The sequence below is a fragment of the Maricaulis maris genome, assembly GCF_036322705.1.
Taxonomy (GTDB): domain Bacteria; phylum Pseudomonadota; class Alphaproteobacteria; order Caulobacterales; family Maricaulaceae; genus Maricaulis; species Maricaulis maris_B.
Genome location: NZ_AP027270.1, coordinates 1,684,257 through 1,697,679, shown reverse-complemented (window position 1 = coordinate 1,697,679; position 13,423 = coordinate 1,684,257). Strand labels below are relative to the sequence as shown.

Sequence of the window (13,423 nt, the reverse complement as noted above, 5' to 3'; positions counted from 1 at the left end):
TCGTCCCTTTGGCGGCGCACCCGGCTGGGCAGCGCTGCCATTGGCCGACATCCTGCCTTCCGGTTTCAGCTGCCCGGGAGGCACACGCATGCTAACCCTGATCATGGTGACCTGTCTGGTCGCCTCAGCCCCGTCGCAAGATGCGGCGGCCGGCCAGGAGACGCCTTCGGGCGCCACTGCGGTGTCGCCAGATGATACGCGTTTCGTGGATCAGCTGTCCGGGGAAATCGGTCGTTTCGATGTGACCAACTGGGTCATGAGTGGGCCGGGCGATGTCCGCGAGCTGCATTTCGTCGTCGTGACGGAGGTCGTGCTTGGCGGGGCCGGCGTGCGGACGGTCTGGCGAACAGCGCCGGACGGGGACTTCTTCGGCGAGCTGACCCGATCCCTCGATCCGCAAACAGGCGAGGTGGTGCAGCACTGGTATGCGGCCCGGTCCGGCAGCTGGTCGCAAACCCGCCAGATCGTCCAATTCGACGCGTCCGGCCACGGCACATCCTTCTCCGGTGAGGATGGCTACGGACCGTTCGAGGCGCGTACACGGACGATGCGGACGGATGATGGCGGCTATCGCTGGACGATCGAGCGTCGCTATCCCGGAACGGACTGGTTTCTCATTGACCGGGGCGAGGCGGTTCCTGCGTCCGATGGAGGGTGAGGAACTTGAGGGACGACGGTGATGGCCGACGGTTAGGGACGGCGGCGAGGGGCGACTGTGAGGGGCGGTCGGCGAAAAGCCGTGCGCCGCCCCTCCGCTGTCTAGTCGCGGGCGATGATGGTGTAGGTCACCATGGCACCGGTCGCGGCGTTCGGCGCGGTCCATGTCGATCCGAGGCTGAGGCCGGGCTCGATGGGCGCGCAGCCAGCTTCGCCGGTGGCGCGCACGACGCAAAGTTCGTCGCCTTCCACGTGCCAGGTTCCGGAGATGCCGACATTGGTCGTGTAGGTGCCATCAGCATTGAAGTAGGTGATGTAGCTGCCAGCGTCGCTCGAGACTTCAAGCGCATTGTCCAGCAGAGGCTGAACCGGTGAGGCCTGGAGCGTGGCGGCCAGGATAATCGAACTTATCAGCATGTTTGGTCTCCCCCTTTTTGTTCGGTGCGCATGGGTTGGTGGATGGCACAATTGCCGTCTCATGCACCGCGCTGGAGGGTAGGGCAGGAGCTCGCCTGTCTCAATATGTCTGTGAAGAAAAATCGCGTCGCAGGCGAAGTCGGCGACGCGATGTTTGGCCCTTGCAGGGAAGCCGTCCTGGAGTGCCTAGCCGGCTTCGCGAACAGACCCGCTCCGCGGCTCGCGACCGGCCACATCGCGATGGGTCACTTCCTCGCCGCTTTCATTGGCAACGCTGATTGGTGCCAGCTGCTCACCCGTCCGGACATCGAAGAGTTCAAGCGGAAGCTCGGTCTCACCGTAAATCCATTTATCGCCCCATTGCTGCATGGCGATGAGGATCGGGAAAAGCGCTTCGCCACGTTCGGTCAGGACATACTCCTGGCGCTGGCCGCGGACACCGACTTCTTCGCGCATCATGATGCCGTTCTGGACCAGCTTGTTCAGTCGGTCGGTCAGAATGTTCTTGGCAATACCGGTGCTGTCGTGGAAATCGCTGAACCGGCGAGCCCCTTTCATGGCATCACGCACAATCAGGAGCGTCCACCAATCACCCACCTGATTCAAAGTCTGCGCGATCGCGCATGACATTTCATCAAAACGTTTTCGGCCCATTCCGGTCCCCCAAACACCTGGTCGCTGCCCGAGCGACCCGCTCAACTGAAAAGGTACGACCACAGCACCCAGCCCCGAGGCGAGATGTTGTCCCTATGGCCGGGACGCGCCAAAGTGTCAGAGCCCTGACTCCAACCAGCAGATCCTGACGCAAAGGATACAGGCTGGATCATTTTTTGCGACCCCTGATGTTGTCATGACAACAATCTTGCCGACCGGGCGACGGCGCGTCCGACGCCCGAGCCGATTTTCAAGTTATTGATAAGAAGAGAATTTATGGACGCCTCATCGATAGACCAGCTCCAGGTTATCGTGGATGAACAATCACGATTGGGTATAGCCGCCATACTTTTTTTGATGATGTTCTCGGTCGCCCTGTCTCTGAGCGTTCGGGACTTTGCCCTGGTCCGCAAGGAACCCTTGCGGGTTTTGGGCGGGGTGGCCGTTCAACTGGTCGGCCTGCCGTTGCTGACACTCGGCCTGATACTGCTGTTGTCGCCGCCGGCCAGTGTGGCTCTTGGCATGTTGATCGTGGCCAGTTGTCCCGGCGGCAATGTTTCCAACCTCCTGACCCGTATTGCCGGTGGCAATACCGCCTATTCGGTCACGCTCACCTCGATCTCGAGCGTGTCTGCGGCGATCCTGACTCCGCTGTCGATCCTTTTCTGGTCCGGGCTTTATGCGCCGGCAGACGCCCTCGTTCACGCGCTCGAGGTCGATCCCTTGCCCTTCTTTGTCCAGACCGCCGCCCTGCTGGCGGTGCCACTGGCGCTCGGCATGGCGCTCAATGCGTGGAAGCCGGTCCTGTCGGACCGCATCGGTCGGGTGCTTGCCCCGCTGGCGCTCGCCTGCATCGCCCTGCTTGTGGTGGTGGGGATCGTTCAGAACTGGACGATCATCCTGATCACCGGCGCGTTGATCCTGCCGATCGTCGTGCTGCACAACAGCTCGGCTTTTGCTCTTGGCTGGCTCAGCGGCCGGGCCCTCGGCATGGAGCCGGCGCGACGGCGGGCCCTGACCTTCGAGGTCGGGATCCAGAATGCCGGGCTTGGTCTGGTCATCCTGCTCAGCCAGTTCGACGGGGTTGGCGGCGCCGCGGCGATCATCGGCATGTGGAGCATCTGGCATCTGATCGGGGGCTCGCTGCTCGCGGGCTTGTTCCGGCTTGCCGATTCGCGGACACTCGGCCGAAACGCCTCAGAGCGTGACACATGACGGGAGACACAGATGTATGATCTCAAGATCACCGACGGTCAGATCCATGACGGTGCCGGTGCTGAACCGGTTGTCGCGGATATTGCGATCAACAATGGCGTCATCGCAGCCATCGGTCCCGATCTCGGCCCGGCGGCGCGCACCCTCGATGCCAACGGCAAACTCGTCACGCCGGGCTTTATCGATATCCACACCCATTATGACGGCCAGGCGAGTTGGGATGGGATGCTGCGCCCATCCATTGATCACGGTGTCACAACGGCTGTGATGGGCAATTGCGGTGTCGGCTTCGCGCCGGTGCGCGAGGCCGATCATGACAAGCTGATCAAGTTGATGGAGGGGGTCGAGGACATTCCCGGTACCGCCCTTCACGAGGGCCTGACCTGGGACTGGGAGAGCTTTCCGGACTATCTCGACGCCTTGGCCAGGATCCCGCGCACGATCGATATCGCGGCCATGGTCCCGCATGACCCGTTGCGCGTCTATGTCATGGGCGACCGCGCAGTCCACTCCGAACCCGCCAATGATACCGACATCGCCGAGATGCGTCGGCTGACCCGTGAAGCGCTGGAGGCCGGCGCGATCGGGTTTGCCACGGGGCGTTCCGACGTTCACAAGACGGCCGATGGCGAGTGGACGCCTTCGTCCGAATCCACCCGTGAGGAGCTGACCGGCATTGCCCGCGCCTTTGAAGGGCTGGGGCATGGCGTCGTTCAGGCGGTCTCCGATTTCAACCTCGAGCGCGGCGAGCAGGAGTTCGACGAGGAATGGTCGATCATCGCTGACTACGCCAAGGCGTCCGGCCGTCCTTTCTCCTTTTCCCTGATGCAGCGCGACTTTGCGCCGGATCAATGGCTCAAGCTGATCGAGCGCACCGAGGCCCTGAAGGCTGACGGTGTGGATGCCCGCATGCAGGTTGCGCCGCGCGCCATCGGCGTCTTCCTCGGCTTCAATTGCACTTTCCATCCGTTCATGGGGTACCCGACCTACAAGACCATCGCTGATCTGCCGCTGGACGAGCGGGTGGCGCGCATGAAGGACCCGGCCTTCAAGGCGCAGATCCTGTCGGAGAAGACCGACAAGCTGTCCGGTCCCGGCTCGTCCGTGCCGCCGCTCGCCGATCTCCTGATGGAGCATATCGAGTTCGTCGCCGAGAAATTCTTCCAGCTCGGCAATCCACCGGACTATGAGCAATCCGGGGAGAATTCACTCGCTGCGCGGGCCCGTGAGCAGGGCGTCTCGCTGATGGAGATGATCTATGACACGCTGCTGGAACGCGACGGTCACGAGCTGATCTACCTGCCGCTCTATAACTATACGGAGCTCAATTACGACAATGTGCTCAAGATGATGGAGCACCCCCAGGCGCTCTACGGCCTGTCCGATGGCGGCGCCCATGTCGGCACGGTCTGTGACGCCTCCATGCCGACCTACATGCTCACGCACTGGACCCGCGACCGCAAGCGCGGCCGCAAGCTCGACCTGCCGCGCGTGGTGCGCATGCTGACCGGCGCCCAGGCGGATTATATGGGAATGACAGACCGCGGCTATCTGCGGGCCGGGCTCAAGGCCGATATCAACATCATCGATCTTGACCGGCTGCAGATGGAACCGCCGCACATGGAGCGCGACCTGCCAGCCGGCGGCCAGCGTCTCCTGCAAGGCGCGACGGGCTATGTCGCGACCATCGTCGCCGGCGAGGTGGTGATGGAAGAGGGAAAGCTCACCGGCGCCATGCCGGGCACGGTCTACCGGGCCGGCCAGCAGCAGGCGCTGGCAGCGGAGTAGCTCCCCACCCTGCAACCTGCCGGCGCAGGCCAGTCGGCGGGGACGCTGTTTGTGGACTTCCGGCGTGCGCCGCGGGCGTCGCTAGCGGTTGCGGGCCTTGCGGGCGGCATAGCGTTGGTCGCGTTCCGCCTTTTTGGCGGCAGCTTCGGCGACGAGTGCATCGGCAGCGGCCTTTTCGGCGGCGAGGGCGGCTTCAGCCTCCGCGGCCAGTTCGGCGGCCTTGCGGGCCTGGGCTTCCGCTTTCACGCGCTCGCGCTCAATGCGACGCGCCTCGCGCGCTTCGGCAGCTGCCGCGCGCTCGGCGCGCTTGGCAGCGAGCTGCGCGTCATCGGGTTTTGGGGCAGCCTTGAATTTTTCCAGAAGCTTTTGTTTGGCCTCTGCAGCATGTTGTTTGCGGTCGGCGAAGCTTGGGTTAGCGAAGTTTTTCAAACTGTTCTGGTCCTTGGATTTGTTGAAAGCCGGCATGGCGGGCCGCCAGCCGCGACGATCAAGCCCTTTACTGCGCTCGTGAAGGCTCCGGCACAACCCCGAGCGGATGCTTGGAGCTAATTTTCAAAGCTGTGAAGCGCGACAACCCGTCCATTGGCGGCGAGCGCCGGGTGTGGACAGTCAGCGAAGATCAGCCGGGACCTACCTGACATAGCTCGCGCCATTGATGTCGATGCAGCTGCCGGTGGCGCTGCGGCAGGCGCCGGAGGCGAGGAAGGCGCACATGGCGGCAATCTCGTCGGGGTGAGCCAGCTCGCCAATCGGGATCTCGGCCTTGGCCCGGGCCCGATCGTCTTCATGCTGCGGGCCCATGCGGGTATCGATCCAGCCCGGCGCGAGGGCGTAGGCATAGATGCCGTCACTGCCCCATTGCCGTGCGATGGTCTTGGTCAGCGAGAGCAGGGCCCCCTTGGAGGCGCCGTAGGCCATGTGGTTGCGGTCCTCACCGCGATAGCCGGCCCGGCTGGCGATGTTGATGATCGCACCCCCGCCCGAGGCGACCATCTCCGGGATTGCCGCGCGGCAGATATCCGCAACCGCCATCAGATTGACCTGCAGCGTGGTGGCCCAATTGGTCTCCCACTCGCTATCGGAACTATCGAGCGGGCTGGCCCAGTGGATGCCGGCATTGTTGACGATGATGTCGAGCCGGCCAGAGGCCAGATGCAGGGCCGCGTCATAGAGCTCGCGGCCCGCGCCGGGTTGGGACAGGTCAGCCTGGACCGCGCCGAGCGCAGCCGGCCCGATCGCCTGAACCGCGGTGTCCGCATCGGCCATGTTCTGATTGCCGTGCAGCACCACTTCGGCGCCCTGGGCGGCAAACATATGCGCTGCCGCCAGGCCCACGCCATGGCTGGAGCCGGTGATCAGGGCACGTTTGCCCGCCAATTGTCCCGTCATGAAAACCCTAGCTCATCTGCTTCTCTGCGACGGTTTCGTACATCTTGCCATAGGGCGGGGCAAGCAGGCGCGACGGGTGCCATTTGCCGGTCCGGAAGACCGAACGCTCATGGGTGAAGGTCAGGAAACCGGCCTCGCCGTGATAACTGCCCTGTCCCGAACCGCCGATGCCGCCGAAGGGCAGATCGGGGACGGAGAGGTGGAGCAGGTTGATATTCACGCCGACGCCGCCGGACATGGTGTTATCGAGGATACGGTTCGCTTCGGTCTTGTCCGTCGAGTAGACGTAGAGCGCCAGCGGGTGGTCGTGATCGCCGACATAATCGGTCGCCGCATCGAGCTCGGTATAGCCCATCACGGGCAGGACCGGTCCGAAGATTTCCTCGGTCATGAGGCGGCTGTCTTCCGGCGGGTTGATGACCACGGTCGGCGGGATCTTGCGCGCGGCCTGGGCGGCCTGGGCGTCGTGCTCGGGCTGCAGGATTTCGGCACCCGCAGCGCGGGCTTCCTCGATCATGGCGTTGAGACGCTCATAATGGCGATCCGAGACAATGGCGGTGTAGGCATCGTCGCTCGCGGCTTCCGGGAATTCGTGTTGCGCAACCGCGATAATGGCTTCACCGAGGGCTTTCTCGGATCCTTTCGGGGCCAATACGTAATCCGGCGCGACACAGGTTTGCCCGGCGTTGAAGAACTTGCCCCAGCCGATCGACTTGGCTGCCGGTCCCTGCGGATAGGAGGGTGTGACGATGGCCGGCGACTTGCCGCCCAGCTCGAGCGTAACCGGGACCAGATTTTCGGCCGCCGCCTTGGCGACCAGCCGTCCGACCTGGGTCGATCCGGTGTAGAAGAGATGGTCGAATTTGAGCTTGGTGAACGCTTCGCCGACCGCCGGACCGCCGGTGATGACGGTCACGTGATCCTCCTCAAAGGCCTCGGCGAGGAGGGATTTCATCAGGTCGCCGGTCGCCGGGGTGTATTCGGACGGTTTGATCATGGCCCGGCAACCCGCTGCGATCGCCGCCACAAGAGGCGCCATGGCCAGCTGGAAGGGGTAGTTCCACGGCGAGACAATTCCGACGACCCCTTTCGGGTCGCGCCGGATCGTCGCGGAACCGGGCATCAGCGTCATCGGGACACCGACCTTGCGGGTCTTCATCCACTTGGACAGGTGCTTCTTCGCGTGCGCTGCGTCCTGGATCACGAAAGCAATCTCGGCGATCACGCTTTCCTGCTTGGCGCGGTTGCCGAAATCCTTGCTGATGGCCTCGGCAATGGCGTCCGCATTCTTGCGGCACAGGTCGGCAATGCGGTCCAGATCGGCCTTGCGCTTGTCGATCGGCCGGTGCCGTTCCGTGCGGAAAGCGGATTGCTGTGCGGCCAGAAGGCCTTTCATGCGTTCGATCTGCTTGGCTTCGGCTTCACTCATGGTGGCCTCCTTAAGAGTTGTCTTCGGCGATCATTGCGGCCGCTCGGGTCGCGATCATGATGGTCGGCGCGTTGGTGTTGCCGCCCACAAGGCGCGGCATGACCGAGGCGTCGATGACGCGCAGGCCCTTCACGCCCTTGACCCGGCAACGACTGTCGGTGACGGCGAGCTCGCCGGATCCCATCGCGCAGGTCGAGGTCGGGTGGTAGAGCGTCTCGGCTCGCGCCCGGACATCATCGCGCAGGCCGGCCATGGTATTGATATGGGCCCCCGGGAAGCGCTCTTCCTTGCGGTCATGATCGAAGGCCGGCGCATTGAGGATATCACGAACCTTCGCCAGCCCATCGGTCAAAACGTCGAGATCGAACTCCTCGGCGAGATAGTTCGGCTGGATCGCCGGATGGTCATTCGGGTCCGTGCTCTTCAGCCGGATCTCACCACGGCTTTCCGGATAGAGCTGGCAGACATGCAGCGTGATGCCGTGCCCGCTCATTTTCTCCATCCCATGGGCATTGGAAATCGCCGGAATGAAGACCAGCTGGAGGTCCGGGAGGTCCTTGGCATAGGCGGATTTGACGAAGGCACCGCCCTGGACCGGATTGACCGTGAACGGCCCGTCTCCGCGCAGGGCCCATCGCGCGACCATGTACATGTGATTGGGGAAAGACCGCAGCGACGTGCCGATCGAGGTCGCGGACTTTGTCCAGACCTGGGAGGTCACATCGAGATGGTCCTGCAGGTTCTTGCCGACTCCGGGCAGGTCGTGCTCGACGCTGACCCCGGCTTCGCGCAATTCGTCGGCCGGGCCAATGCCCGAGAGGAGCAGGGTCTGGGGCGAGTTGATGGCCCCGCCCGACAGGATGACTTCCTTGCGCGCATTCAAGGTCTGGATTTCGCCGCCGATCTCGACTTCGACGCCGGTCGCCTGACCGTTCTCGATCACGATACGATGAACCATCGCACCGGTCTGTACCGCGCAGTTCTCCCGCTCCAGGGCCGGGCGCAGGAAGGCATCGGCGGCTGAGCAGCGCTTATTGCCCTTCTGGGTCACCTGATAAGTGCCAAAGCCCTCCTGGTCGGGGCCGTTGAAGTCGTTATTGCGCTTGTATTGCAGCTGGTCCGCCGCCTTGAGGAAATCCTCGGTCAGCGGGTTGAGCGGCTTGATGTCCTGGACCCAGAGCGGGCCGCCGGTGCCATGCAGCTCGCTTTCGCCTCGGGTCTGGTTCTGGACTTCCTTGAAGGCGGGCAGGGCATTCTTCCAGCCCCAGCCCTCAGCACCATAGGCGCTTTCCCACTCGTCATAATTCTCCTTGGCGCCGCGCATGTAGTGCATGGCGTTGATGGAGGAGGAGCCGCCCAGCGTCTTGCCGCGCGGCCACAGGAGCTTGCGGTCATTCAGGTGCTTTTGCGGTTCGGTCCAATAGCCCCAGTTGAACTGCTCGCCGGTCACGGCGTATTGCAGCAGCATCGGTGTGCGGATGATCGGGCTGTTGTCTGTTCCCCCGGCCTCGAGAACGAGGACGGATGCGGACGGGTCGCGTGACAGGCGCTCGGCAACGGTGCAGCCGGCCGAGCCGGCGCCGCAGATGATGTAGTCATATTCGGTCTTACTCATCGCCCGCCTCCATCTGCGCCGGCATGATCGTCGGGTCGTCCCCGTAATGGGCGGCGAGGGCCCGCATGGCCGTAATCGATTCTTCGGTGCGGCCGCCCCATTCCGTATCGGCGGCGGTCCGCGCGATCACGATGTTCCGGCGCTCATCGACCCAGACATACTGGCCATAGACGCCGGCGAGGAAGTATTCGCCGTCATGGTTCTCCGGGACCCAGAAATGCAGGCCATAGCCGCGATGCGGATAGACCGCGTCGGGGCCGGCTTCCTGGAAGGGTGCATTCGGCCGCGTGGCCTGTTCAACCCAGCCCTCGGGCAGCAGGCGCTGGTCGTTCCAGACGCCGTCCTGGAGGTAGAACTGCCCGAAACGAGCGTAGTCTTCGAGCGTTGCGTTGAGGCAGCAATAGCCGATGGCCATGCCGTGCTCGCCCGGGATGTTCTGGTTCCAGTAGGCCTCGCCGGTCATCCCGAGCGGTTCCCAGATCCGGGTCTGTATGATGTGGGCGAGATTGTCGTTATAGACGCCGCGCACGACCGCCGAGAGAACCTGCGTATTGGCGCTGACATAGTGCAGGTCTTCACCGGGGGCCCGATTGCGCTCGATCTCACTGACAAGGCGATCAATGTTCTGGCCGTAGATATTGGCGCCGAGGAAGAGACGGCGAATATCGGAATTCGGTGCGTTGTAGTCCTCTTCGAAATCCATGCCGGCCGACATCATCAGAAGGTGGCGCAGGGTGGTGTCGCCATAGTCGCTGCCGCCGTATTGCGGCGCGAACATCTCGGCGCTCTGGTCAAGATTGGCGATGCGCCCGTCCTGCATGGCCATGGCGATCATGGTCGCCACGAAGCTCTTGGCAACCGACCAGGATGTGTGGCGTGTGTCGAGATCCGCGCCCAGCCGGTAGGTCTCGTAAACAACCTCGCCATTGTGCAGGACCATCAGACCGGTGGTGTCGCTGTCGGCCATCCAGTCGTCGACCGTTCGGGCCTGGCCGTTCAGCGTGTAGCCGACAGTCGCGTTTTGCAGATTTCGCCCGAGATGGGTCGCCGATTCGGATGGGTTTATCGCGCGATAGGGGAAAACATCCCCCATGTTCGAAAATGTTTCCACGAGATGGTCGGGTTGGGTCGCAGCCTGGATTTCAGCGGGTGAATAGTCTGACCAGGGCCGATAAAACCAGCCGGCTCCCGCCAAGGCAGCAGCGCCGATAATGACGCCTAAGCCAATGATAAATTTCTTCATTTTTCTCCCCATGACAGCGATTTGAACGCTGTTCACCTAGCAAGGTATCAGACTTGTCACAGGAGAAAAGGGGCAGAATCTCGCCACAAATTCAAAATGCCGGGTGAGGTATCCATGCATCAGGCCGGGCATGATTTTTGCTGTGTCGGGATAAACCGGCTGACAGCGCTGTTGAGCGGTGTTCATATATCAAACAGATGCGCGGAACGGTTGGCTTATAAAACCGCGCCAAAGGGGAGAAAATCCAAATGAAGATGTTTTCCAAAGCCGTCGCGATGGGCACGACGGCGATTCTGACCGGGCTTTTTGCGGGTAGCGCAATGGCTCAGGTCGACGTGATTACCGTGACATCCCAGAAGCGCGAGCAGACGCTTCAGGATACGCCGGTTTCCGTCGCCGTGGTCACGGGCGAACAGCTCGAGCAATCGCAAATCCGCGATGCCGCTGATCTGCAGACCCTCGTTCCGGCGCTCCGCGTGTCCGAGTTCGCGACCTCGTCCAACACCGAATTCAACCTGCGCGGCATCGGTACGTCGAGCTTCAACCCCGGCCTCGAGCCTTCGGTTGGCGTCTTCATCGATGGTGTTTACCGCCCGCGTTCGGGCTCCGCGATCAACGACCTGATGTCGGTTGAGCGCGTTGAGGTCATTCGTGGCCCGCAGTCCACCATCTTCGGCCGCAACACGCCGGCCGGCGTCGTCAGCGTCATCACCATGGCGCCGGACTTCGACTTCAACTACGCCGGTGAAGTGACCGTCGGCAATTACGGCATGCGTCAGGCGCGCGGCACGGTGACCGGCCCGCTCTCCGACAACATGGCGTTCCGCATCGACGGCAATATCCACCAGAATGACGGCTATATCGAAGTCGCTGACGGCCGCGAGGCGAACAATCGCGACCGCATGAGCTTCCGTGGTCAGCTGCTGTTCAATCCGAGCGATAACACCGAAGTGAAGATCATCGCCGACTGGGGCAATCTCGACGAGAATTGCTGCGCGGCACCGTTCGGCTTCTACGACCCGATCGACCTGGCCGCTCTCGTTGGCCTTGGCGGGACAGCGATCCCGGCCGATCCCAATGGTGGCGACCGCATTGCGATCGATGGCGACCTCAATACCCAGCTCACCACGCAGGGTATCTCCGCACAGGTCGAGCATGATTTCGACGGCTTCACCCTGACCTCGATCACGGCCTTCCGCCAGTATGACGAAGACCAGACCTTCGACGCCGATTTCTCGGATCTCGACCTGGTCAGCCTGCGTCATATCGAGAACCAGTATGACAGCTTCACCCAGGAATTCCGTCTGACCTCGACCGGCGACAACATGATCGACTGGATGGTAGGCGGTTTCTACTACAACAACGAGCTGACCTACGCGAACTCGACGCCTTACGGCGCGGACGCCCGGGCCTTCTTCGATGCGGCCTCGGCCCCGTCCGTGGCACCGCTGGTCGCCTCCTTTGGCCTTCCGGTCGGCACCGGCGGCGTTTCGCTGCTTGAAGTCTTCCTGAACATGAACCAGGCCGCTGGCGTGGGTAACTTCGTGCCGCTGGCCTCGGGCAATGGTGCGCTGCCGACCACCCCGGCTGAAGGCTTTATCTCGACCCAGCACGGTCTCCTGTCCGAGCGTTACCAGTATGACACCACGGCCTGGTCGGCCTTCGGTACCTTCGACTGGCATGTGAACGATCAGTTCACGGTGACGGTCGGCGGTCGTTATTCCGATGAAGACAAGGAAATGACGACGGCGATCAACCAGCCTGATCCGATGTCGGCCTTCTCCTTCGTGGACCTCGCCCGCGACCTGCGTCTCGTGACGCCGGGCACGTGTGATCCGGTCCTGTTTGGTGCTGTGGGTGGTGATGCGTGTGCGTATCTCGTGCCGTCCATCCTCTTCGGTGAGGCCCAGGCCGCCGCAGTGGGTGGTGACCCGTCGCTGTTGAACACGCTGCTGGCCCTCGGGATTTCTCCGACGACCCCGCTGACGGCGGCCCAGGCGGCCAACCCGGCGCTCAACCCGCTGCTCGGCTTCACCGCCTTCCAGAACTTCGCGCCGGTCAACGCCGCGAATTTCCCGACCTCCCGCAACGACTCGAACTTCTCGGGCAACCTCATCCTGTCGTATGATGTGTCCGACACGTTCAACGTCTATGCGAGCTACGCGACCGGCTACAAGCCGGGTGGCTTCAACGTCTCGACCAATGCGGCCTTCACCGGCGTGTTCGAGTTCGAGGAAGAGACGGCGGAAAGCTTCGAAATCGGTGCCAAGGGCTCGCTCGACGGTGGACGCTTCGTCTACGCCGCAGCGCTGTTCCAGCAAGAAGTCACTGACTTCCAGACCAACAACTTCGTCGGCAACGGCTTCGCGCTTGAGAATGCCGGTTCGATCGAAGTGTCCGGTCTCGAGCTTGAAGGCCAGTGGGCACCGACCGACAACCTGCTCATCACGGGTGGCTTCACCTATCTGTTCGAAAGCAAGTATGGCGAGTACAGCTTCGCCCCTTGCCCGGACAGCATCGATGCAACCGACCCGAACTTCACGCTCTGCGTGCCGGGTAATGAGCGGACCAATAATGCTGGCGTGACCGCCCTGTTCAACGACCTCTCCGGTCGTGACCGTGGCAATTCGGAGCTCCTCGGCGCTCTGACCGCGACCTACACCCAGCAAGTTGGCGACGGTATGGAGCTGTCCTGGCGTGGTGAAATGAACCATGTCTCTGAATTCGCACACACGACGGGTCTCGATACCCGCTCGTTCGCGAACCAGGACGCGTTCCAGCTCTACAATGCCTCCGTGACCCTCAGCGCCGATGATGGCGCCTGGGCCGTGCAGGTGTGGGGCCGCAACCTGATGGACGAGGATTACACCAAGGGTGGTTTCCCGTCGGTCGGTTACCTCGGAACCAGCTACAACACCTATCCGGGTGATCCGCAAACCTACGGCATCACCCTGCGCGTTCGCGGCTAGTGAACGCCGTTCAAATCTGCTTATGATGGCGGGCGGGGACTTCTGGT

11 protein-coding genes are annotated in these 13,423 nt (G+C 62.7%); 4 read left to right on the top strand and 7 right to left on the bottom strand.

Features of this window, described 5'->3' with window-relative positions:
* Positions 1-88: 88 nt before the first annotated feature.
* Positions 89-658 carry a hypothetical protein gene (locus tag AAA969_RS07890; RefSeq protein ID WP_338245371.1) on the top strand — a complete coding sequence of 190 codons (570 nt, stop codon included), beginning with the start codon at positions 89-91 and terminating at the stop codon, positions 656-658.
* A gap of 101 nt (positions 659-759) precedes the next feature.
* On the opposite strand, the gene AAA969_RS07885 is transcribed toward AAA969_RS07890, so the two are convergent.
* Both AAA969_RS07885 and AAA969_RS07880 read right to left on the bottom strand, forming a co-directional pair.
* Positions 760-1,074, bottom strand: coding sequence for a hypothetical protein (locus AAA969_RS07885; RefSeq protein ID WP_338245368.1), 315 nt, complete (start codon positions 1,072-1,074; stop codon positions 760-762).
* A gap of 186 nt (positions 1,075-1,260) precedes the next feature.
* Entirely contained in the window at positions 1,261-1,704 is a 444-nt protein-coding gene (locus AAA969_RS07880) for a helix-turn-helix domain-containing protein (RefSeq protein ID WP_338247228.1), read from the bottom strand.
* A gap of 381 nt (positions 1,705-2,085) precedes the next feature.
* Here AAA969_RS07880 and AAA969_RS07875 point away from each other — a divergent pair, with 381 nt between their 5' ends.
* Complete coding sequence (locus AAA969_RS07875) at positions 2,086-2,943, top strand: bile acid:sodium symporter family protein (RefSeq protein ID WP_338245366.1); 858 nt, start codon at positions 2,086-2,088, stop codon at positions 2,941-2,943.
* 12 nt (positions 2,944-2,955) lie between these two features.
* The gene (locus AAA969_RS07870) at positions 2,956-4,731 is read left to right on the top strand and encodes an N-acyl-D-amino-acid deacylase family protein (protein WP_338245364.1); all 1,776 of its coding nucleotides are present in this window, start codon (positions 2,956-2,958) and stop codon (positions 4,729-4,731) included.
* An 81-nt stretch (positions 4,732-4,812) separates the two neighbouring features.
* Here AAA969_RS07870 and AAA969_RS07865 read toward each other — a convergent pair whose 3' ends face one another.
* The 5 genes from AAA969_RS07865 to AAA969_RS07845 all read right to left on the bottom strand — a co-directional run bounded on the left by AAA969_RS07865 (position 4,813) and on the right by AAA969_RS07845 (position 10,407).
* Positions 4,813-5,196 carry a DUF6481 family protein gene (locus AAA969_RS07865; RefSeq protein WP_338245362.1) on the bottom strand — a complete coding sequence of 128 codons (384 nt, stop codon included), beginning with the start codon at positions 5,194-5,196 and terminating at the stop codon, positions 4,813-4,815.
* Positions 5,197-5,361: 165 nt separating this feature from the next.
* Positions 5,362-6,120, bottom strand: coding sequence for an SDR family NAD(P)-dependent oxidoreductase (locus AAA969_RS07860; protein WP_338245360.1), 759 nt, complete (start codon positions 6,118-6,120; stop codon positions 5,362-5,364).
* Positions 6,121-6,127: 7 nt separating this feature from the next.
* Positions 6,128-7,549, bottom strand: coding sequence for a coniferyl aldehyde dehydrogenase (locus tag AAA969_RS07855; protein ID WP_338245358.1), 1,422 nt, complete (start codon positions 7,547-7,549; stop codon positions 6,128-6,130).
* A gap of 10 nt (positions 7,550-7,559) precedes the next feature.
* The gene (locus AAA969_RS07850; protein ID WP_338245356.1) at positions 7,560-9,164 is read right to left on the bottom strand and encodes a GMC family oxidoreductase; all 1,605 of its coding nucleotides are present in this window, start codon (positions 9,162-9,164) and stop codon (positions 7,560-7,562) included.
* On the bottom strand, positions 9,157-10,407 hold the full coding sequence (locus tag AAA969_RS07845; protein WP_338245353.1) for a serine hydrolase domain-containing protein: 1,251 nt from the start codon (positions 10,405-10,407) through the stop codon (positions 9,157-9,159). The genes AAA969_RS07850 and AAA969_RS07845 overlap by 8 nt, the downstream gene beginning before the upstream one ends.
* 248 nt (positions 10,408-10,655) lie before the next feature.
* Here AAA969_RS07845 and AAA969_RS07840 point away from each other — a divergent pair, with 248 nt between their 5' ends.
* Positions 10,656-13,376, top strand: coding sequence for a TonB-dependent receptor (locus tag AAA969_RS07840; protein ID WP_338245352.1), 2,721 nt, complete (start codon positions 10,656-10,658; stop codon positions 13,374-13,376).
* Positions 13,377-13,423: the final 47 nt, after the last annotated feature.